Below are 21437 nucleotides of genomic sequence, written 5' to 3'. Positions count from 1 at the left end.
GATCGGCGGGCGAACGGCGGCGGCGAGGGATCGAGCCAGGCTGCGCGAGAATGGAGGCATGACGCGGCCCTCCGATCCCTCACCCCAGTGGGGCGACGACGCACGCGCCGCGGCGATCCTCGGGATGCTGCGCGCGGTGCGGGCGTTCGGCGACGCGCACGACCGCATGGCGGGCGACCTCAAGCACGGCATGCATATGAACGCGAGCGACGTCGCAGCGCTGCGGCTGCTCATCATCCGCGAGGAGCAGGGGCGCACGGTGAGCCCGCACGAGATCGCACGGCACCTGCGCATCTCGACGGCGTCGACGACCAAGCTGCTCGACCGCCTCACCGAGTCCGGGCACGTGCGCCGCGTGCCGCACCCGCAGGACCGGAGGGCGCGGGTGGTCGCCCTCACCGAGGCTGCGCGCGTCGACTTCTTCCGCCTCTACGGGCCGAAGCTCGCAGCGATCCGCGAAGCGCTCGCGCCGTTCGACGATGCCGAGCTCGACGCGGCGATGCGGGTGATGAACGCGGTCGGCTCCGCCCTCGACCCGGGCGACGTCGGCTGAGGCTCCACCCGGCTCACTCCGCGAGCGCGGCTGCGATCGCCTCCGCGGGCGTGCGGTGCCTGAACTCGAAACCCGACTCCTCGAGCGCCCGCGGCTCCACTCGCGCGTCGGCGAGCAGCAGCGAGTCGGCCGCGTCCCGGCCGAGGCCGAGGCGCAGCGCCCACGCCGGCGCGGGCAGCACGAACGGTCGGTGCATCGCACGGGCGAGCTCGCGACCGATGTCTTTCGCAGACGCGGCAACAGGGCCGGTGAGGTTGACCGGTCCCTCGACGTCGGAGTCGACGAGATGGCGGATCGCGCGCACCTCGTCTTCGAGTGAGATCCACGGCCACAGCTGTCGTCCGGAGCCGAGCGGGCCGCCGAGCCCCAGCCGCGTCAGAGCGATGAGCGGTTTCAGCACGCCGCGCCTGTGGATCACGGGTGCCGTGCGCAGCAGGACCACCCGCACGGCTGGGCCTGCGGCGAGCGCTTCGGCCTCCCACTCCCGGCAGAGTTCGGCGAGGAAGGTGCCGCCTGCCCCGCTCGTCTCGGTGAGCCGCTCCCCCGGACGGTCGCCGTAGAAGCCGACGGCCGAGCCCGAGATGAATCGCGGCGCCTCGTCCCCGAGCTGCCGCAGCGCAGCGGCGAGGGTGCGGGTCGAGTCGATGCGCGAGCGGCGCAGGGTGTCGCGGTAGGCGGGCGTCCAGGGCAGGCGGCCGATGCTCGCCCCGTTCAGTCCCACGACCGCGGCGGCGCCCGCGAGCGCGTCGGGCGGCAGCGGCTCGCCGGAGCGCAGCCACTCGATCTCGTCGGGCCCGTGCGCCTCGCGCCGCACGAGCCGCACCACGCGAAAGCCGTCGACGCGCAGCGCGTGCACGAGCGCCCCGCCGATCAGTCCCGAGGCTCCCGCCACCACGATTCGTCGCTCGCCCATGCGATGCTCCCCTCACCTGCGACATCCGTTCTGCTGCTGCGCCGCCCGGGCCCCGCCGCTCTCCCGGTTCGCTCCAGTCTGCCCCTTCCGGGTGCGTGCGCTCTCAGCCGCGGCGACTCAGGGCCGCTCCCACGCCTCGATCTCACCGGGCACCACCCGCAGCGCCGGGTGCGCGGTCGGCGTTGCAGCCTCCCAGCGCGCCGCGTCCTCCGGGCTGCGCTCGCGCAGCTTGCGGCCGAGGTGCTCCCACTCGTAGCCGAGCTGCCGCTCGGTCACCGGAATGCGTGCTTCGGGGGCGAGGGATCCATGACGCAGGATGCGCGTCGAGTCGAAGCGGTAGCCTCTGCGACCGGCCTCCTCGGCGATGCCGCCGAGGTAGGCGCCGACGGCAGCGAGCGGATCGGGCTGGGCCCGGAAGCGCTCGAGCTGCGGGTGGTTGCGGTAGCCGCGCGTGCGCTCGGCGAGCACCGCCTGCGCGAGCAGGGTCTCGCGCCAGCAGGCGACGAGGCCCATGCGGTCGAGGTGCTCGGGGTGCAGCGACCAGATCCTCATCGCGCGCCCCTCCCCAGCTCGGACGGCCACCAGATCGCGCGCCCGATGTCTGTCGCGAGGGCCGGCACGAGCAGGGAGCGCACGATGAAGGTATCGAGCAGCACCCCGAACGCCACGATGAACGCGATCTGCACGAGGAACAGGATCGGGATCACCGAGAGCGCCGCGAACGTCGCCGCGAGCACGAGTCCCGCCGAGGTGATGACGCCGCCCGTGATCGTGAGCCCGCGCAGGATCCCTTCGCGCGTGCCGTGCCGCACCGCCTCCTCGCGCACCCGGGTCATGAGGAAGATGTTGTAGTCGATGCCGAGCGCGACGAGGAAGACGAAGCCGTAGAGCGGCACCGCGGGGTCGGCGCCCGGGAAGCGGAAGACGCCGTTGAACACGAGCGCCGCCACGCCGAGCGCCGTGCCGAAGGACAGCACGGTGGTGAGGATCAGCAGGATCGGGGCGAGAACCGAGCGCAGCAGCAGCATCAGGATGACGAGGATCACGGCGAGCACGAGGGGAATGATGAGGTTGCGGTCGTGGATCGACGCCTGGTTCGTGTCGACGGCTGTGGCGGTGACGCCGCCGACGAGGGGCGTGCGGCCGGTGCCGGCCGCGGTGCCGGTGCTGTCGTCGGTCGCCTCGGTGAGGGATCCCTCGCCGTGCAGCTGCTCGCGCAGGCTCGTGACGGTCTTCGCCGCGGCGTCGGAGTCGGCCGCGTCGGCGAGCGTCGCCTGCAGCAGCACGCTCCCGTCGCGGACGGTGGGTTCGGGGGCAGGGGTGCCAGGCGGGCCGTAGGCCTCGATGCCGCTCTCGGTGACTGGCGCGGTGCCGCTCGGCGAGTCGCCGCTCGTGACGGCGACGCCGTCGACGCCCGGGTGCGCGAGCAGCACGTCGGCGGTGCGCTGCAGCTCGCTCTCGGGGGTCAGCACGTAGGCCGGGCTGCCCGATCCGCCGGGGAAGTGCTCGCCGAGCACGGCCTGGCCGTCGCGGGCCTCCGACTGACCGAGCACGAGATCGGACTGCGGCACGCCCTGCGCGTTCAGCTGGGTGACGCCGGCCGCGCCGAGCGCGAGCACGATCGCGGTGACGATCCAGATGGGACGCGGCCGCCTGCGGATGGACTCCGCCAGCCGCCGCCAGACGCCGCGGGCGGGCAGGCCGTGCTCCTCGCGCACCGCCTCGGGCTCGTACTTCGGGCGGCGCGGCCAGTAGGCGGCGCGCCCGAACACGAAGAGCAGTGCCGGCAGCAGGGTGAGCGCCGAGAGCATCGCGAACACGATGCCGATCGACGCGACCGGGCCGAGCGTGCTGTTCGACTTGAGGTCGCTGAGCAGCAAGCACAGAAGGCCCGCGATCACGGTGCCGCCCGAGGCCGCGATGGGCTCGAGGGATCCGCGCACGGCGGCCAGCACGGCCGCGCCGCGGTCGCGCGTGGTGCGCAGTTCCTCGCGGAAGCGGGCCACGAGCAGCAGCGAGTAGTCGGTCGCGGCGCCGATCACGAGGATGAAGAGGATGCCCTGCGTCTGTCCGCTGAGCAGGAGCACACCGGCGTCGGCGAGATGCCACACCACGAGCAGCGCCGTGCAGAGCGCGAACAGGCTCGTGCTGAGCACCACGATCGGCAGCAGCAGCGAGCGGTAGACGATGACGAGGATCACGAGCACTGCGAGCAGGGCGACGAGCAGCAGGATGCCGTCGATGCCCGCGAAACCCGCGACGAGATCGGCCGTGAAGCCCGCCGGTCCGGTGACGTGCACGGCGACGCCGTCGGGCGCCGCCTCGCGCAGTTGCTCGCCGAGATGCGTCACCACGTCGGAGATGTCGGCGTCGGCGTCGATCGGCACGAAGGCCTGCGCCGCGAGCTCGTCGTCGGACGGGATGATCGGCGAGGCGCCGCTCTCGATACCGTCGACGCCCTCCGCGTCGGTCAGCGCATCGCCGAGGCGCTCGAGCGCGGCCGCGTCGATCGGACTGTCGGAGGAGAATACGACGACCGCCGGGATCACGTCGTCGCCCAGGAAATCGGGCAGCGCGCGCTGCACCTCCGTCGCCTCCGCCGACTCGGGAAGATACGCCGTCTGGTCGTTCGACGACACCTCGTCGACCTTGCCGAACAGCGGACCTCCCATGCCCGCGGCGCCGACCCACGCCACGATCAGCAGCGCTGGAAGCAGCACTCGCAGCCAGCGCGAGGCGATCCCTCGCTTCTTCGATGTCTCCGTAACCACCGCGCTGCCTCCCCCATTTAGCTAGATAAGCTAGCTAAATTGTAGCGGCAGGTGGCTCGAGGGGCGACCCTCAGGGCGCATCTCTCGACTTCAGCCCCGTTTCTCGCCCGTCGGTTCAGGGCTCGACGACCTCGAAGATCTCGGGGCGGTGGGCGAGGGCCTTCCGAGTGCGACGGATGTGCGCCGCTATCGCGTCGCCCGCGTCGAGATCGTCACCGCGGCGCAGCGCCTCGATGATCAGCAGGTGCTCGGAGTTGGTCAGCGCACGCGCCCCGGCATCCTGGTGCTTGACGAACTCCCGCCGGTACGCCTGCGTGACGTTCCAGAGACGGCGCACCGTGCTGAGGAGGAAGCTCGGCTCCGCCGCCGAGTAGGTGAGCCAGTGGAACTCCCAGTCGAGCCGCATGAACGTATCCGGATCGTCGGCCGCGCTGAGCATCTGATCGTTGAGCTCCTCGAGCCTGTCGCAGACCGAGGGATCCAATGCATGCATACTGTGGCTCAGCAGCAGCGGCTCGATGCGCTCCCTGATCTCGTAGATCTCCGTGCACTCCCGCTGCGTCAGCGCGGTGACCCACGCCCCCGTGTTCTGCACGAGCGTCACGAGGCCCTCGCGCTCCAGCATGTGCAGCGCCTCGCGCACGGGAACACGGCTCACACCGTATTCGGCGGCGAGCGCCTCCTGGCGGATGCGCTGACCCGGCAACAACTCGCCATCGAGGATCGCCCGGATCAGCTGATCCCTGATCCTGCGGCTTGCGACACTACTCATTGCTCAGCCCTTTCTGAATCGCGTCCGTACGGGATCCCGTATGGACCGGATAACCCGCCCAGCGCTGAACCGCCACGAATGTCAATCCTACCCATTGGATACAGCGAGGGCTGCGTTCCCTCCCGGAAACGCAGCCCTCGAAGCAGACGGATCTCTCAGCCGGCCATGAAGAGACCGCCGTTGATGTGGATCACCTCACCGTGGACGAAGCTCGCGGCATCGCTGAGCAGGAAGGCGATGACGGATGCGGTCTCCTCCGGCTCCCCGTTGCGACCGAGCGGGGTCTGAGCGAGCAGCGCATCGCCCTTCTCCGCGCGGATGCCCTCGGTCATGGTCGTCAGGATGATGCCGGGCGAGACCGCGTTGGCGCGGATGCCTCGGGCTCCGAACTCGAGCGCGAGGTTGCGGGTCAGCGCGATGATGCCCGCCTTCGCGACCGAGTAGTGGGCGTGGCCCAGACTGCCGCGGTGGCCCGCCACCGATGCAAGGTTGACGATCGCGCCGCCCTCGCCCATGAGCGGGAGGAGGCGCTGCGTCAGCAGGAAGATCCCGTCGAGGTTGATCGACATCACCCTGCGCCAGTCCTCGAACGGCATGTCGGCGATCATCGCCTCGGGGTAGATCCCCGCGGCCGGGACGAGGAAGTCGAGCCTGCCGAACTCCGAGCGCACCCGCTCGACGAGAGCATCGATGCTCTCGGGGTCGGAGGAGTTCACCTCGACGGCCAGGGTGCGGCTCGAGCCGCTCAGTTCGGCGGCCTTCGCCTCGACCCCGGCGAGATTGATGTCGGCGAGCACCAGATCGGCGCCCGAATCGTGCAGGAGGTCGGCGAGTACGCCGCCGATGCCTCCCGCGGCACCCGTGATCAGGGCGACTTTTCCGGAGAAGTCGAACTTGGCGTTTCCCATGGGCGTTGTCCTTTCGGGGATTCAGTACCAGTTGCCGTCGATGGTGAGCCCGCCGTCGACGACCAGCGAGTGCCCGTTCACGTAGGAGGCGTCGCCGGAGAGCAGGAAGACGACCACCGCGGCGATCTCCTTCGGCTCGGCGAAGCGGGCGAGCGGGGTGCGGGCCACGATCGGCGCGTCGTCGAGCTTGCCCTCGGCGATCAGCGCATCCGTGAGAGCGGTGCGCACATAGCCCGGGGCCACGGCATTGACACGGATCCCGTCGGGAGCCCACTCGACCGCGGTGGTGCGGGTGAAGCCCTCGATCGCGGACTTCGCCGAGCAGTAGCTCGCGCGCTGCGGCATGCCGTTCTTCGCGGCCACCGACGAGATGTTCACGATCGAACCGTGCGAAGCCTTGAGCAACGGGTGCGCGGCACGCGAGGCGCGGAGCACGCCGCCCAGGTGGATGCTCATGAGGAAGTCGAAGTCGGCGTCGGAGGTCTCGGCGGTCGGTGAGGGCCGTCCGATGCCGGCGCCGTTCATGAGTCCGTCGAGGCGCCCCTCGCGCTCTGCGATCGAGGCGAAGGCGGCGTCGACGCTCTCGGCGCTCGTGACATCGGTGCGGATGCCGCGGGCGTTCTCCTCGCCCAGCAGGGCGATGGCCTTCGCGATGTTGTCCTCGCTCAGGTCGAGCAGCACCGCGTAGCCGCCGTCCGCGACCCACCGTTCGGCGACCGCGAGCCCGATGCCCGCCGCACCGCCGGTGATGGCGATGACTCGACGTTCTGAAGCAGTCATGGTTACATTGCCCTTTCTTTGCGCAGGTAGCGGGTGGCTGCGACCGCGAGCACCAGGACGACGCCGGTGAACACGTACTCGACGAAGAACGGCAGCCCCAGGAGGTTCAGGCCGTAGATGCCGGTGGCGATCACGAACACGGCGAAGATGGTGCCGAGGATGTTGAAGGTGCCGGGCCTGAACGCCGTGGCGCCGAGGAAGGCCGCGGCGAAGCCGGGGAGCAGGAATGAGCCGCCGACGGTCGGGTTGCCCGAGCCGAGCTTGGCGGAGAGCAGCACACCCGCGAGGCCCGAGAGCAGACCCGCGATGACGAAGGCCAGGATCGTCAGCCGCCCCACGTTGAGGCCGGAGAGGCGCGCCGCCTCCTTCGAGCCGCCCACGGCGTAGAGCTTGCGGCCGAACGGAGTCTGGTCGAGCACGTACCACATGATGAGCACGACGACGACGAGGAAGATCACGGGCAGCGGGATGCCGAGCACCGAGCCGTTGCCGAGCGCCACCAGCCCTGCGGGCACGCCCTGGTAGATCACGTTGCCGCCGGTGTACCAGAGCACCGCGCCGGTCAGTGCCGACTGCACGCCGAGCGTGGTGACGAAGGCGTTGACGCCCACCTTCGACACGAGCAGGCCGTTCAGCAGACCGACACCGCCGGATACCGCGACGCTGAGGATGATGGCGAGCCAGACCGGCACGCCGTTGAACGCGGTGAGACCGACGACCATGATCGCTCCGAGACCGAGGTTCGCGCCGACGGACAGGTCGAACTCGCCGATGACGAGCGGCAGCACGACGCCGATGGCGAGGATGCCGGCGACCGACTGGTTGATCGCGATGGTCTGGAGCGTATCCAGCGTCAGGAAGGTCTGCGGACGCAGGATGCCGAAGATGATGATCTCGATGACGAGGATGACCGGAAGACCGTACTTCGCGATCATGATCCCGACGGGGGTCTTCTTCTTGCCGACGGGCGAGGCGATGCTCACGGTCCCGCTGCTCAGGTTCTTGTCACTCACGGTTGATGTTCCTTCGATGCTCAGTAGGTCAGCTCGCTGATGCGCGCGCGGTTCTTGTCGGCGCCGGTGAGTTCCGCGACGACGCGGCCCTCGCGCATCACGAGGATGCGGTGGCAGAGACGGGCGATGTCGTCGAGTTCGGTGCTCACGATCATCACCGCTGCGCCGTCGGCCGCGGTGCGCCCGATCACGTTGTAGACCTCGGTCTTCGCGCCGATGTCGATGCCCTGCACGGGTTCGTCGAAGATGACGAAGCTCGGGTCGAGGTTCAGCCACTTCGCGAGCACGACCTTCTGCGCGTTGCCGCCGGAGAGGCTGTAGATGGGACGGTCGGGGTCATTGGGCCTGACGTTCAGCTTCTGGAAGAGATCCCTCGCGTACTCGGTCTCCGGCTTCCGACGGCGCCAGCCTCCGCGGAAGAAGCGGCGCAGATCGGTGAGCATCGCGTTGTCGGTGAGCGACAGCGGCCGGAAGATGCCCTCGCGCTGACGATCGCCCGGCACGTAGGAGATGCCGCGGTCCATCGCATGCCCGGGGCTCTTCAGCGGCGTGCTGTCGCCGCCGATCGAGAGCGAGCCCCCGCGCTTCTGGATCGCGCCGAAGAGGAGCTTGCCGAGGTCGTCGGAGCCCGAGCCGAGCAGGCCGGTGACCCCCACGATCTCGCCCGCGCGGATCTCGCCCGAGGCCTTCTGGACGAGACCGCCCGAGAGGCCGTCGAACTTCACGACGACCTCGTCGCGCACGGTTCCGGGATCGCAGGGATCGAACGGGATGAGAGAGTCGCCGACGATGAGTTCGACGAGGGAGTCGTAGTCGAGGTCGGCCACGTCGTGCGTGCCGACGTTGCGGCCGTCGCGGATCGCCGTGACCCGGTCGCAGAGCTGGAAGATCTCCTCCAGCCGGTGCGAGACGTAGATGACGCCCACGCCGCTCGCCGCGATGTCGCGCACGGAGGCGAGCAGTCGCTCGACCTCGGCGTGCGGCATCGACGCGGTCGGTTCATCGAGCACGATCACGTGGGCCTCGTCGTCGTCCGCGAGCGCGCGGGCGACCGCGATGATCGTCTGGGTGGCGAGCGGCAGATTGCCCAACCGCTCGTCCGGATCGATCTCGCCGTGCCCGAAGCGTTCGAGCAGCTTACGTGCGTCCTGGCGCTCCGCCCGCCAGTTGATGCCTCCGATGGCGTTCGTGTGGAACCCGCGCGGGAGCGCGAGGTTCTCGGCGACGGTGAGATCGGCGACGAGGCCGAGATCCTGGTGGATGAAGGCGATGCCGTGCTTGCGCGCGACCGGAGGGGCATAGGGGACCGCGAGCTTCACACCGCTGACCACGATCTCCGCGCCGGGATCCGGCTCGTGGTAGCCCGACAGGCTCTTGATGAAGGTGGACTTGCCCGACCCGTTCTCACCGACGAGCGCGTGGATCTGCCCCCGCTCGACCTCGATGTGGAAGTCCTGTAGCGCTCGCTGACCCGGGAAGGTCTTCGAGAGGTTGCGGATGGAAAGCGCGGTCCCCTGCGCCATGGGTTAGCTCACCCCCCAGATGGACTTGTAGCCGGCCTCGACGTCGACATCGCCGTCCCAGGCCCCGCCGTCCGCGGGCAGGTTGTCGGCCATGAGCAGTTTGAACTTCATGCCCTGGTCGATGACCTCCTCGCCGGCCCAGACGCGGTTGAAGTTGTCGATGATGCCGAAGCCGATCCACGCCATCGCGGAACCCGCGGTCGCCACCTGCCCGCGGTCGTCTGCGATGCGCTGCAGGTTGGCGACGTTCGCGTCGAAACCGTAGGTGTCGATCGTGAGCTTGGCCTCCTCGAGGCCCTGGATACCGAAGTTGGCACCGGCGTCGTAGCCGAACCACAGCGCGTTGGCGTCGGGATGCGAGCGGACCATGGCCGCGGTCTGGCCGGGAAGGCTCGTGACGAGATCGGTCACGAGGAAGTTCTCCTCGGCCACGACCTCGCAGCCGCCGCCCGCCGCCTTGCAGTCGTCGATGAACGCCTTGGTGCCCGCGAGGCGCTCGCGGATCGAACCGAACTCCGTGCCGGTGAGCATCGCGACCTTCATGTCCTTGCCCTGGTCGAGGAACATCTTCGCGCCCATGGCGTAGCCGGCGTTGAAGAAGTCCTCGGGGAACAGCGGGACGTTGGTGGTCAGCAGGGCCGGCTCGGCATCGGAGGCGGCGAAGTTGCCGACGAGCACATCGGCGTCGATGGCCTTCTGCACCGAGGCCTGCACCGACTGGACGTCGATCGCGGTGAGCACGATGCCGTCGTAGCCCGTGGCCACGGCCTGGTCGATCAGCGAGGCCATCTTCGACGGGTCTCCGCCCGGATCGAGGATGTCGGCTGTCCACCCGGCCACCTCGGCCGCGTGCACCGCGCCGTTCGCGGGGCGGGCGCAGCCCTCGGCCGCCATGGAGCAGGGGATCACGGCGATCTTCTTGCCCTCGACGATCTCGGGGCCCTCGGTCGGAGCCGTGTTCGTCTGCTCGGCCGAGGCCTCCGCGACGATCTCCTCCGCGTACGCGGTGAAGTCCTCGATGTTGGTGGGGGCGTCGCGATCGGAGCCGCTCTTCCCCGCCCCACCGCCGTCGGTCGCCGTCGTGGGGCCCGCGCAGGCCGAGAGCGTCAGAGCGGCAGCGGCCGCGAGCCCCAGGAAGGCGAGCGCCTTCTTGCTCGGAGCAAGAGTCATGGGAGTCTCCTCAATCTTCATTGACAGGGGTGGGCTGACAGGTGAACAACCCTCGATGAGTCTATTGGATACAATACTTCAAAAATCAGCGTTGTATCCAATTTGTTACCAGAGCGCGGGAACACGCCCTAGGCGGACAGCCAGCCCCCATCCACGCGGAGCACCTCGCCCGTCACGAACGACGAATCGCCTCCGAGCAGGAACGAGACCGCAGCGGCCACCTCGCGGGGCTGCCCCAGCCTTCCGAGCGGGGTGCGGCCCAGGATCCGTTCGCGCTGGTCGGACGAGCTCAGCAGATCCGCCGTGAGATCGGTCCGCACGTAGCCTGGGGCTACGGCATTGGCGCGGATGCCGTGGGGCGCGAGCTCGACGGCGAGCGATCTGACGACGCCCATGACCCCGCTCTTCGCCGCGGTGTAAGGGGATGCGTTGGGAATCGCGATACTGCTTCCGAGCGACGCGATGAACACGTGGCTGCCACCGCGTCCGCCCGCGATCTGGGATCGGGCGACGGCGGTGCTGAGCAGATACGGGACCACCAGATGGATCCTGAGGAGCCTGATGAGCTCTTCCTCGCCGACCTCGATCGCGGGCTTGCGCAACTGGGTTCCCGCAGCGTGCACCACGCCGTCGAGCCGCTGTCCCGGCTCCTCCACCGCCGCAACGAGATCGTCGAAGTCCTGCGATCGCGAGAGATCGATCTGCACCATGCGACAGCGGGCCTCAGATACACCGACCCGAGCACGAAACTCTGACATTGAATCCGAACTTCGGGCCGCAAGCGTCACGGAGGCCCCGTCGTGCAGCAAACGCTCGGCGATCGCCAGCCCGATCCCTCGGCTCGCCCCCGTCACGAGGACATGAGGAGCACTCATACCGCCCGCACCGCCGCGGTCTTCACCCGGCGGTAGAAACCGAGCGCCTCGACGCCCTGCTCCTTGTACCCGGAACCGGAGAACTTGAAGCCGCCGAAGGGGTGGTGGATATCCCAGCCGGAGGTCGGGAGGTTCACCGACACCTGCCCCGTATCCGCCTCCGCGATGAAGCGCTCGGCCGCGGCGAGCGAACGGGTGAACACCGCCGCAGAAAGACCGTAGCTCGAATCGTTCACCTGACGGAGCGCGTCGTCGAGGTCCGCGCACTCGCGCACAGCGATGACCGGGCCGAAGATCTCCTCGCGCCAGGCCGAGGAGTCCTCCGCGAGGTTCGCCACGACCGTCGGGCGCACGAAGCATCCGGCCGCGAGTTCTCCGCCGGGGGCATCGCCGCCGACGAGCACCTCGCCGCCGGCGCGACGCGCATCCTCGATGGCCTCCATCACCCTGTCGCGGTGCCCGGGGTTGATGAGCGCGCCCACCTGCACGCCCTCGCTCAGGCCGTTGCCGACCACGAGCGCCCCGACGCGGCGGTTCAGCTCGGCGAGGAACTCCTCGCGGACCGAGCTCTCCACGATCACACGGCTCGTCGCGGTGCAGCGCTGGCCGGCCCCGCCGAAGGCGGCCGCGACGACCGTGTCGGCTGCGAGCACGAGGTCCGCGTCCGCCAGCACGACCGAGGCGTTCTTGCCGCCCATCTCGGTCTGCACGCGCACGTTACTGCCCGCGAGCGAGCGCTGGATCCGGAGGCCCACCTCGGTGCTGCCCGTGAAGCTGACGCCGGCGACGCGGCTGTCGGCGAGCAGCGCGTCGACGACGGTGCCGCCGCGCCCGGTCACGACCTGGATCACCTCGCTCGGCATGCCCGCCTCGACGAGCGCCTTGGCGAGCTCGATCGCGATGAGCGGGGTGTCCGAGGCCGGCTTGATGACGACCGCGTTCCCGGCGATGAACGCGGGGGCGAGCTTGCGGCACGGCGTCAGCAGCGCGTCGTTCCACGGTGTGATGGCGAGCACGACGCCGATGGGCTCGTAGACTGCGCGCGCGCTCGTGTCGGGACGGGCGTCGGCGATGAGGTAACCGAGCTGATCGCGGCCCATGCCGGCGTAGTACTCCAGGAACTCCGCCGACTTCGTGACCTCTCCCCTGGCCTCGGCGAGGGTCTTGCCGTTCTCCTGCACGATGATGCGGGCGAGCTCGTCGAGGCGGCCGCGCATGATGCGGGCCGCGCCGAACAGGATCTCCATCCTCTTCAGCGGGGAGGTCCGGCGCCAGATGCCGGCGCCGCGCGCCGCCGTCTCGTAGACGTCGCCCGCGACCTCGGGCCCGAGGGACGGAACGCTGCCGATGCGCTCGCCCGTCGCCGGGTTCAGAACCTCGATGCGCTCCTCGCCTCCGACCCAGGAGCCGCCGATCAGTGCTTCGTATTCGTATGCCATGCGTCTTACGCCTCCTCGCTGTTCATCGCGGCCCAGGCGGCCGCGACGTCTCCGGTCTGCATGTGCTCGAGCAGCCGGGTCAGCCGCTCCTCGGTGATCTCCACCGGGTTGTTCGGACGGGGGAAGCTCTCGATGACCTCGTGCACGAGTTCGGGGATGCGCGAGGCGTCGAGCCCGGTCTCCCCCGTGCTCGTGGGCAGCGAGACCTCGCGCGTGAGCTCTGCGATGTCGAGCGCGAGCTGCTGGAGATCCGCATCGGGGTCGCCGGTCACGAGTTCCGCGATCTTCCGGTTGAGCTCCGGATCCACCGCGTGGTTGTAGGCGATCGTGTAGGGCAGCGCGAGGGCGCAGCCGGCGCCGTGCGAGAGTCCCTGCCGCGACGCGACGACGTAGCTCAGCGAGTGGCCCAGGACCACGCCCGCGTTGAGAGCGACACCCGCGAGGTAGGAGGCGTAGAGCAGCTCGCCCTTGGCCTCCGCGTCGTTCTCGAGCACCGCGGCGCGCAGGCGGCGGAAGATGATGCGGGCGGCCTCGCCGCCCACCAGCATCGTGAAGGCGTTGCGGTTCTTGGACTGCATCGACTCGATCGCGTGCGAGAGCGCGTCGAGCGCCGTCGGCGCTACGACGAACGGGGGCAGTTGCGCGACCAGATCGGTGTCGAGCGCCGCCACGATCGGCAGGAACTGGCGGCACACGACCGCCCGCTTCATGCCCTGCACGGAGAACATCGCGACGCGCGTGGCCTCCGAGCCCGTGCCGACGGTGGTGGGGACGAGCGCCATCGGGAGGAAGCCGTCGAGCGATGGGATGGGGCCCGCGATCTCGGAGAGCGCCCTGCCCGAGACGGTGAGATAGTTGACGAGCTTGGCGGAGTCGAGGGCGCTGCCGCCGCCGACGCCGACGATCACCTGCGGCCCGTAGGCGCGCGCGGCGGCCGTGGCGCGCTCGACGATGTCGTCGTTCGGCTCACCGGCGATCTCGGCGAACACCTCGACCTCGAAGCCCTGCTCGGCGAAGCCGCGCTTCAGTGCTTCGAGCCCGCCGAGGTCGCCCACGATCTTGTCGGCCACGACGAAGACGCGGCCGGGCTCGACGCCCCAGTCGCGCAGCGCCGAGGCGACGCCGCCGCTCGCCCCGGCTCGGTACATGAGCTGCCGTGCGGCGAAGAAGTCATCGAATTCGGGGTACATGATGTGTTCCTTTCTCGGAGTCTGTCGGGTGGGCTAGGGCCGACCGGCGGCGCCCAGGTTCCTCTCGAAGCGGTCGACGAGTTCGCGCGCCAGTGCGAAGGCGCTCGTCGCGGCGGGTGACGGGGCGTTGCGCACGTGCGTCGCGCCGGGCACCTCGGAGATGACGAAGTCGTCGACGAGCGTTCCGTCGCGATCCACCGCCTGCGCGCGGACGCCCGCTGCTCCGTGCGCGGCGAGGGCGCGGCGCCGGATCTCGGGGACGAACTCCGCGGCGGCGCTGCGCATCGCGCGACGACTCAGCAGGAAGCGGATCTCGGTGAAGGCGGTGCGCCAGAACTTCCTCGCCACGCGCCACGTGCCGGGCCAGGAGGCGAGGGACCACAGGTCGCGCGCGCTGATGCGGGTGATCCGGTACGCGTCCTTCGCTCCCGCGACGAACGCGGTCGGGCCGATCGAGATCTCGCCGCCGATGTGGCGGGTGATGTGCACCCCGAGGAAGGGCAGGTCGGGGTCGGGAACGGGGTAGACCATGCCGCGCACGACCGGCTCGGCGTCGGAGGGTGCAAGGTGCAGATAGGCCCCCCTGAACGGCACGATGCGCGGGTTGTCTTCGGCACCGGAACGCCTCGACAGTTCGTCGGACCACAGTCCCGCGCAGGTGACGACCCATCCCGCGTTCACCTCGCCGCGATCGGTGCGGACGATCGAGCGATCGCCGGAGCGGTCGATGCGCTCCACCCGCGTGCCGAGCAGCACCGTCGCGCCGGATTCCCGCAGTTCGCGTTCGAGCCTGCGGCACACCTCCGCGTAGTCGACGATGCCGGTGTTCGGGGAGTGCAGGGCGGCGAGGCCCACGCACATGGGTTCGACCTCGGGGATCTCGTGCGACTCCAACCATCTCAGACCCGGCACGCCGTTCGCGATGCCCCGCTCATGCAGCACCCGGAGCCCTTCGACCTCGCGCTTCGTGCGCGCGACGATGAGCTTCCCCGCACGCTCGTGCGGGATCCCCCGCTGCTCGCAGTACTCGTACATCAGTGCGGCCCCCTCCACGCACAGCCGCGCTTTCAGCGAACCCGGCGTGTAGTAGATGCCGCTGTGGATGACGCCGGAGTTGTGACCGGTCTGATGCGCCGCCACCTCCGGTTCCCTCTCGAGCAGAACGATTCTGGCGCCGGGCCGGCGCCTCAGGATCTCCCCGGCGACGGCGAGTCCGACGATCCCCGCTCCGACGACCGCGATGTCGAAGCCGTTCTCGGGCGGCCGCTGCTTCTCGCTCACGTTTCCCCTCTCCACCGGCGCGGCCGGTGCTCCTCGTTTCGGATCCCCGTCCGCCCGGTTCACGGTTCCAGCACCACGCGCACCGGGCGCACGTCGCCGCCGACGAAGGCCTCGAAGGCGCGCTGGGCCTCGGCCAGCGGGAGCTTCAGGCTCACGGAATCGGCGAGTTCGAGCCGGCCCGCTACGAGCAGCTCGATCACGTTCGCGATGTCCTTCGAGGAATAGGTGTAGATGCCGCGCACCTGCAGCGAGCGGCGCACGAAGATCGCCGGGTCGGGGAGGCGCACGCCCGCGGCTCCGATACCGATGATCGAACAGCTGCCCCTGGGCCGGAGCAGGCAGAGCGCAAGGTTCACCGTTTCCTCGAACCCGACGCAATCGACCGCGTGCGCGAAACCGAAGGGCGAGCCCATCTCCTCGGCGAGTGCGATGTAGCCGCCGTCCTCGGTGGCCGGCATCAGATCTTCGGGCGAGTAGGCCCGCTCGGCGCCGGCGGCCAGCGCACGCTCGCGCGCCGCCGCGTTCGGATCCACCGACACCACCCGCAACCCGAGCGCCGTCGCGATGCGGACGGTCTGCAGCCCCAGGCCCCCCGCACCGATCACGACGACCGCGTCGCCCGGCTCGGCGTCGAGCACGCGGATGGCGTGATAGGCCGTTCCCGCGGATTCGACCATGGCGATCTCAGCGTGCGAGATCCGATCGGGTACGGCCGTGAGGTTCCGCACGGGCGCGACGACGTACTCCGCCATCGCGCCCTCGAAGTGAATGCCGAGCAGGCCGCGGTCGGGGCAGAAGTTGCTCTCCTCGGTCGCGCAGTACCGGCAGCGCCCGCAGCCGATGATGGGATTGATGAAGACTCTGTCGCCGACGTCCACCCCCTGGCCGACCGCGCCCTCGCCCAGTTCCACGACGTCGCCCGAGATCTCGTGGCCGAGGGTGATCGGCGTGAAGCCGACCGGAGTGTGCCCCTCGAGGATGTGGACGTCCGAGCCGCAGATGGCGACCGCGCGAACGCGCACGAGCGCCCAGCCGGGCTCCGGCCGGGGGACCGGAAGCGTCGTCCGGAGCAGGGGGGCTCCGACGTCGGTGAATCGTACGGCCTGCATCGTCGCTGATTGGTCGCTCATCTTCGGGCTGCTCTCGGTCGATCGTCTGCGGGGTTCGGGCGTCGGCCCGGTTCAGGAGAAGGGACGGAGATCGGGATAGCCCGTGATCTCCCAGCCGCCGTCGACGACGAGGCTCGTGCCCGTGATGTAAGACGCCTCGGAGCCCGCGAGGAAGAGCGCCGCCTGCGCGACCTCTTCCGGCAGTCCCGGGCGGTGCAGCGGAATGCGGGTGAGCCAGTGCTCCATGAGCGGTCCATTCGTCAGCCTGCGCTGCGTGAGCGGCGTGTCGATGAGCCCTGGAAGGATCGCATTGAGACGGATCCCGTCGTCGGCGAGCTCGAGAGCGGCGTTCTTCGTGAACATCTCCACACCGGCCTTGGCCGAGGCGTACGCGGCGCCGGTGTGCATGGGCACATGGGCGTTGAGCGACGACATGTTGACGATCGCGCCGCCGCCGTTCTCGCGCATGATCCGCGCCTCGTGCTTCACGCTCAAGAAGACACCGCGCAGCACGACGTTGACGTTGAAGTCCCACTGTTCGACGGGGAGGTCGACGATCATCGCCCCCTTCGAGACGCCCGCGATGTTGAATGCGCGGTCGAGCCTGCCGAAACGGTCGACGCCGGCGGCGAGACCCGCTTCGATCGACCCCTCGTCGGAGACGTCCACCCGCACAGGGAACACGCGGTCGCCGTAACGATCGACGTGGAATGCCAACCCCTTCTCCGAGAGGTCCGAGGCGATCACCGCGGCGCCGCGTTCGAGCAGCATCGTGGTCACCGCCGCTCCGATCCCGGATGCGGCTCCGGTGACGAACGCCACCGCGCTCCGATAGTCCTCGGTCATGCCCGGATCCTTCCTCGGTGTCCGCGTGCGAACCCCTGATGCGCTCTTGGCCCACGTGGGAACAGTCGGGAAGGGGGAGTCCTCCTCGACTCGATCCCAAGTTTTGCACTATTCGGAATACATCGCAATCGTATTATTTTGAACGCATTTCACATATAGTAATTCCTTGAAATTCTGGCGCCTTCTCCTCGACTGAGGCAGGATGAGAAGGCGGGAGAAACACCGATGATGTTGATTTCATTGAGGAGTTGAGCCATTTGCGCGCCTTCAGATACCACGGACCCGATCACGAAGCCCGTCTCGATGAGGTGGACCGGCCGAGGCCCCGCGAGGGTGAGGCACTCCTCAGAATCCACACGGTCGGGGTATGCGGATCCGACCTCCATATATTGGAAGGCCATACCTCCGTCGCGTTCACCCCCATCACCCTCGGTCACGAGATCGCCGCGGATGTCGTGGAGCTCGGCGAGGGATCGGCAGACCGGGGCGTGGCCGTGGGCGACCGCGTCTTCGTGAACCCCATCGTCGGGTGCGGGACGTGCGAGCACTGCGCAGGATCGGAGACGAATCTCTGCCCCGACAAGGAGATCATCGGTATTCATCGGGAGGGGTGCCTCGCCGAGTTCGGCGTCGCACCCGTCGTGAACCTCACTGTGATGCCGGGCGACCTCGACCCGGCGGAGATCGCGATGATCGAGTCGGCGGGAACGGCCAACCACGCGCTGCGCGAACTCGGCCTCGACGGGCACGGCGGTCCCACCATCGCGCTCATCGGGGCGGGCGGCCTCGGCAGCCAGGTCCTGCAGCTGGCGCTCTGGCGGGGGATGCGGGTGATCGTGCTCGACGCGAGCGACCTCGCGCTGGAACGGGCCGGACGAGCAGGCGCAGCCGCGACCCTGAACTCGGTGCGGCACCCGGCCCCTCTCGCTGCACTCCTCGAGCTCGCGGGCTCGCACCTCGACGGCGTCGTCGACTGCGTCGGCTTTCCCGACACCGTCGAGCTCGGTCTCTCCGCACTGAAACCCGGCCGCACTCTCTCGGTCCTGGGGATCGGCGACGAGCGTCTGCGCACGACAGCACCCGCGCATTTCATCCGTCGTTCGCTGCGCATCGCAGCCGTCTACGCCTACACCGCGCAGGACGTCGCCGATGTCTGTCGCGCGGTCTCCGAGCGCGCTGTCGTCCTCGGAGACCCCGGCAACCGCCGCTTCGCGCTCTCCGACATCGATGAGGCGCTCGCCCTCTTCGCCGACAAGCGGCGCGCCCCGGCCCGCGTCCTCATCGAGATGCCGCGAGAGTAGACCGCGGTCATCGAGCCCCGGTCATCGAGCCCCGGTCATCGAGCCCTTCGGCAAGGGCCCCGAGCTTGCCGAAGGACTCAGGAACCACCTGTCGAGATGCGGGATGCCTAGGTGCGGCCGAGGATGCGGCTCGCCTCCTTCGCGCTGTCCAGCGTCGCCTGGAGGATGATCTTCTCGTTGCTCTGCCAGCGCTCCTTCGGCGCCCACACCCCGACGGCGCCCATGCAGCTGCCGTCGCGGGAGAAGTAGGGGGCCGCGACGCCGACGATCCCGTTCTCGTACCCCTCGTCGTCGAGCGCCCAGCCGCGGGCCTCGATCTCGCGCAGATCCTCCTCGAGCCGCGAGATCAGCACGGGACGCTGCGCCGGCGGGACCGCGCTCAGCGAGCGGTTGATCATGCGCTGCCGATCCTCGGGCCCGAGGAACGCGAGCACGGCCTTACCCGTCGCCCGCACGTGCTCGAGCCCGCTCAGCCCCACGAACAGTCCGCCCGCCTTGACGGGATGTGGGCCCTCGGTGAACGCGGTCAGAATCACCGAGTCGTTCACACGCAGGGAGATGAACGCCGTCTCCTGCGAGGCCTCGCTCATGCGGCGCACGATCGCGAGCATCTCGTCCTGGTTGGAGAAGCCGCGACGGTAGCCCTCGTAGAGCGACGCCACGTTGTTGCCGAGACGGATCGTGCCGTTCGTGTTCCGTTCGATGTAGTCGCGCGCGAGCAGCGTGTTGTAGAGGTGATAGCAGGTGGTGACGTTGATGCCGAGCTCATCGGCGATGTCTCGCACGGTGACCCCGTCCGGCCTCTCGGCGACGATCTCCAGAAAGTTGAGCGCGCGGTCGACCGTCTGCAGCGTCGGTCGTTTGCGGTCGTTGGCAGAGATGAAGGGCATGCATACACCGTAGCCTGGTTGGCTGCGGTTCGAGGGCGCAGCCGGCCTGCGATGCGGGAAGCCCCGGACCTCGTGCCGCTGAGCGCCGGTTTCGATCGGACGGCGGATCAGACGCGGGTCGCTCCGGGCCTGATAGCGGGCACGGGAGCGATGACCCTGTCGCCTGCGCCGTCCCAGGCCGCCACGGGGGGGAAGGCGTTCGGCTCCACCACGACGTCGATGAGCGTGATGCGCTCGGAGGCCAGTGCAGCCGCGATGGCCCCGTCGAGCTGATCGGCGCGCTCGACGCGGATCGCCTCGGCTCCGCAGGCTCGTGCGACCGCGCAGTGGTCGACCTCGGCGAACTCGACGGCGCTCGATGTGCGCCCCCACACGAACATGTCGTAGTTGGCCTGGAAGCCGAGGCGCGAGTTGTTGAGCAGGATGACCGTCACCGGGAGGTCCTCGCGGATCGCCGTCTCCATCTCGCTCCAGCAGTGGGCGAAGCCGCCGTCGCCGACGACCGCGACGACGCGGCTGCCCGGGCGGGCGATCTTCGCGCCGAGTGCGTAGGGCAATCCCCAGCCGAGCCCGGCCATGCCGCGCGGCAGGATGAAGCGCTGGCCCGCCCGCTTCGCGGTCAGGAAGCCCGACACCCAGATGGAGGAGTAGCTCGCGTCCGCGACGACGATGTCGTCACCCGACAGCTGAGCGTCGAGCGCAGCGAGCATCCGCTCGGGGCGCAGCGGCCGCTCGTCGCCGGTCATGCGCTCGCGATTGCGCTCGAGGAATCTCCTCCGGCCGGCCGCGATCCGGTCGGCCAGTCGCGTGCGCGCTGCGCTCCGCTTGCCGAGGTCGAGCTCGCGGAGCTCGGCGACGAGTTCGTCCACGGTTGCGCGGATGTCGCCGACGAGGCGGAGCGCCTCGTAGGTGCGGCCCGGCTCATCGGGACTGATGTCGATCTGAATGATCTTCGCTCCGACCGGATACTGGCTCCAGCCGTTCGTGCCGTTCTCGTTGGTCCTGCTTCCGATGAGCACGATGAGATCCGCCTCCGTGATCAGATCGATCGTGCCGTTGACCGGACCGTACTCACCGGCGATGTTCCCCGCGACGCCGAGCGACAGCTCATGCAGTTCGGAGACCGACCCCTTGCCCATGTTGGTCGTGGCCACGGGGAGGGACGCGGCATCCTGCAGGTCGACCACCGACTCGACGGCATCGGACAGGTGCACACCGCCACCGGCGATGACGACCGGACGCTCGGCTCCGGCGATGAGCGCGGCCGCTTCGGCGACGGCGCCGCGCTCGGGACGCAGCCGATCGAGCGGGAAGTGCCCGAGCTCCTGCGTCCGCGGGAACGGCAGGGGTGCGGCGGGCACCGCCATGATGTCGCGAGGGATCAGCAGGACGACCGGGCCGGGCCGGCCGCTCGTGGCCTCCGCCACCGCCATGTCGACGTAGTCTATGGCGCGCTCGGGGCTCTCGATCCTGCGGATCCATTTCGCGACGCCCGAGAAGAGCGCGAAGTGGTCGAGCTCCTGGAACGCGTTGCGATCGCGGTCCTTCTCAGGCACGTCCTGCACCAGCGCGAGTACCGGAACGGAGGCCTTGAAGGCCTCGGCGAGGGGGGCGACGAGCAACGTGGCGGCCGGGCCGTTCTGCGCGGCGACCACCCCGATCCGGTTGCGCAGGCGCGCGGCGGCGTCCGCCATGGCGCCGGCGGCGTTCTCGGTGCGGTAGAAGACCTGGCGAATCCCCAGGTCTTCGGCCGCCTGCAGCACCGGAGCGGGGATGCTCTGTCCGAAGATCTCGGTCGCACCGTGACGTTGCAGCGCCTGGGCGATCGCCTCGGCCACGGTCTTCCGGGTGTCGTGAGTCATGCGATTCTCCACTTCATCGTGCGGTATTTCACTATGTTGCATTTATATCAGTATTTGATATCTAATAAAAAGATGGAGTCGATTTAGCGAATCAAGAGTCAGATTCCCCATAAATCCGGTCTGGCCTCGACTCTGAATAGTGTGATTGAATACGTAATTGAGTTTTGGTGATCGTGAGGAAGCCACCGCGGAGCCTGCGCGAAGGCATTCCGGATCGATCGCCCGACCGTGATTCGATCAA

Annotated in this window: 19 protein-coding genes; 2 read left to right on the top strand and 17 right to left on the bottom strand. The window is 69.2% G+C overall.

Annotation, left to right across the window (positions count from 1 at the left end; all coding sequences use genetic code 11):
* Positions 1-58 precede the first annotated feature (58 nt).
* Entirely contained in the window at positions 59-553 is a 495-nt protein-coding gene (locus J4H91_RS07165) for a MarR family transcriptional regulator (protein ID WP_208045578.1), read from the top strand.
* Positions 554-566: 13 nt separating this feature from the next.
* Here the strand turns inward: J4H91_RS07165 and J4H91_RS07160 are convergent, their stop codons facing one another.
* The 15 genes from J4H91_RS07160 to J4H91_RS07090 all read right to left on the bottom strand — a co-directional run bounded on the left by J4H91_RS07160 (position 567) and on the right by J4H91_RS07090 (position 17143).
* Positions 567-1466 carry a TIGR01777 family oxidoreductase gene (locus J4H91_RS07160; protein ID WP_208045577.1) on the bottom strand — a complete coding sequence of 300 codons (900 nt, stop codon included), beginning with the start codon at positions 1464-1466 and terminating at the stop codon, positions 567-569.
* Positions 1467-1583: 117 nt separating this feature from the next.
* Positions 1584-2018 carry a pyrimidine dimer DNA glycosylase/endonuclease V gene (locus tag J4H91_RS07155; RefSeq protein WP_208045576.1) on the bottom strand — a complete coding sequence of 145 codons (435 nt, stop codon included), beginning with the start codon at positions 2016-2018 and terminating at the stop codon, positions 1584-1586.
* Entirely contained in the window at positions 2015-4138 is a 2124-nt protein-coding gene (locus tag J4H91_RS07150; protein ID WP_208045641.1) for an MMPL family transporter, read from the bottom strand. Before J4H91_RS07150 ends, J4H91_RS07155 begins: the two co-directional genes overlap by 4 nt.
* Positions 4139-4352: 214 nt before the next feature.
* Complete coding sequence (locus J4H91_RS07145; RefSeq protein ID WP_208045575.1) at positions 4353-5009, bottom strand: GntR family transcriptional regulator; 657 nt, start codon at positions 5007-5009, stop codon at positions 4353-4355.
* Between the two features lie 155 nt (positions 5010-5164).
* A complete protein-coding gene (locus J4H91_RS07140; protein WP_208045574.1) occupies positions 5165-5917 on the bottom strand; it encodes an SDR family oxidoreductase in 753 nt (250 codons plus the stop codon).
* Between the two features lie 21 nt (positions 5918-5938).
* Complete coding sequence (locus tag J4H91_RS07135; protein ID WP_208045573.1) at positions 5939-6697, bottom strand: SDR family NAD(P)-dependent oxidoreductase; 759 nt, start codon at positions 6695-6697, stop codon at positions 5939-5941.
* Positions 6698-6699: 2 nt separating this feature from the next.
* The gene (locus J4H91_RS07130) at positions 6700-7710 is read right to left on the bottom strand and encodes an ABC transporter permease subunit (protein ID WP_208045572.1); all 1011 of its coding nucleotides are present in this window, start codon (positions 7708-7710) and stop codon (positions 6700-6702) included.
* A gap of 20 nt (positions 7711-7730) precedes the next feature.
* A complete protein-coding gene (locus tag J4H91_RS07125; protein ID WP_208045571.1) occupies positions 7731-9233 on the bottom strand; it encodes a sugar ABC transporter ATP-binding protein in 1503 nt (500 codons plus the stop codon).
* Positions 9234-9236: 3 nt separating this feature from the next.
* The gene (locus J4H91_RS07120) at positions 9237-10403 is read right to left on the bottom strand and encodes a sugar ABC transporter substrate-binding protein (RefSeq protein ID WP_208045570.1); all 1167 of its coding nucleotides are present in this window, start codon (positions 10401-10403) and stop codon (positions 9237-9239) included.
* Positions 10404-10531: 128 nt separating this feature from the next.
* Positions 10532-11278 carry an SDR family NAD(P)-dependent oxidoreductase gene (locus J4H91_RS07115; RefSeq protein WP_208045569.1) on the bottom strand — a complete coding sequence of 249 codons (747 nt, stop codon included), beginning with the start codon at positions 11276-11278 and terminating at the stop codon, positions 10532-10534.
* Positions 11275-12717 carry an aldehyde dehydrogenase family protein gene (locus J4H91_RS07110; RefSeq protein ID WP_208045568.1) on the bottom strand — a complete coding sequence of 481 codons (1443 nt, stop codon included), beginning with the start codon at positions 12715-12717 and terminating at the stop codon, positions 11275-11277. The genes J4H91_RS07115 and J4H91_RS07110 overlap by 4 nt, the downstream gene beginning before the upstream one ends.
* A gap of 5 nt (positions 12718-12722) precedes the next feature.
* Positions 12723-13907: an iron-containing alcohol dehydrogenase family protein gene (locus J4H91_RS07105; protein ID WP_208045567.1), complete on the bottom strand. Its 1185-nt coding sequence runs from the start codon at positions 13905-13907 to the stop codon at positions 12723-12725.
* Positions 13908-13940: 33 nt separating this feature from the next.
* On the bottom strand, positions 13941-15188 hold the full coding sequence (gene lhgO / locus J4H91_RS07100; protein ID WP_208045566.1) for an L-2-hydroxyglutarate oxidase: 1248 nt from the start codon (positions 15186-15188) through the stop codon (positions 13941-13943).
* A 59-nt stretch (positions 15189-15247) separates the two neighbouring features.
* Positions 15248-16318: a zinc-dependent alcohol dehydrogenase gene (locus J4H91_RS07095; RefSeq protein ID WP_208045565.1), complete on the bottom strand. Its 1071-nt coding sequence runs from the start codon at positions 16316-16318 to the stop codon at positions 15248-15250.
* Between the two features lie 51 nt (positions 16319-16369).
* On the bottom strand, positions 16370-17143 hold the full coding sequence (locus tag J4H91_RS07090; RefSeq protein ID WP_208045564.1) for an SDR family NAD(P)-dependent oxidoreductase: 774 nt from the start codon (positions 17141-17143) through the stop codon (positions 16370-16372).
* Between the two features lie 308 nt (positions 17144-17451).
* Between J4H91_RS07090 and J4H91_RS07085 the strand changes: the two genes are divergently transcribed.
* The gene (locus J4H91_RS07085) at positions 17452-18444 is read left to right on the top strand and encodes an alcohol dehydrogenase catalytic domain-containing protein (RefSeq protein ID WP_341783471.1); all 993 of its coding nucleotides are present in this window, start codon (positions 17452-17454) and stop codon (positions 18442-18444) included.
* A 107-nt stretch (positions 18445-18551) separates the two neighbouring features.
* Here the strand turns inward: J4H91_RS07085 and J4H91_RS07080 are convergent, their stop codons facing one another.
* Both J4H91_RS07080 and J4H91_RS07075 read right to left on the bottom strand, forming a co-directional pair.
* Entirely contained in the window at positions 18552-19334 is a 783-nt protein-coding gene (locus tag J4H91_RS07080; RefSeq protein ID WP_208045562.1) for an IclR family transcriptional regulator, read from the bottom strand.
* A 107-nt stretch (positions 19335-19441) separates the two neighbouring features.
* Positions 19442-21196, bottom strand: coding sequence for an acetolactate synthase catalytic subunit (locus J4H91_RS07075; RefSeq protein WP_208045561.1), 1755 nt, complete (start codon positions 21194-21196; stop codon positions 19442-19444).
* Positions 21197-21437: the final 241 nt, after the last annotated feature.

The sequence above is a fragment of the Leucobacter ruminantium genome (genome assembly GCF_017565705.1).
Taxonomy (GTDB): domain Bacteria; phylum Actinomycetota; class Actinomycetes; order Actinomycetales; family Microbacteriaceae; genus Leucobacter; species Leucobacter ruminantium.
The sequence above is the reverse complement of the archived record's forward strand: the minus strand, read 5'-3'. Positions and strand labels throughout refer to the sequence as shown.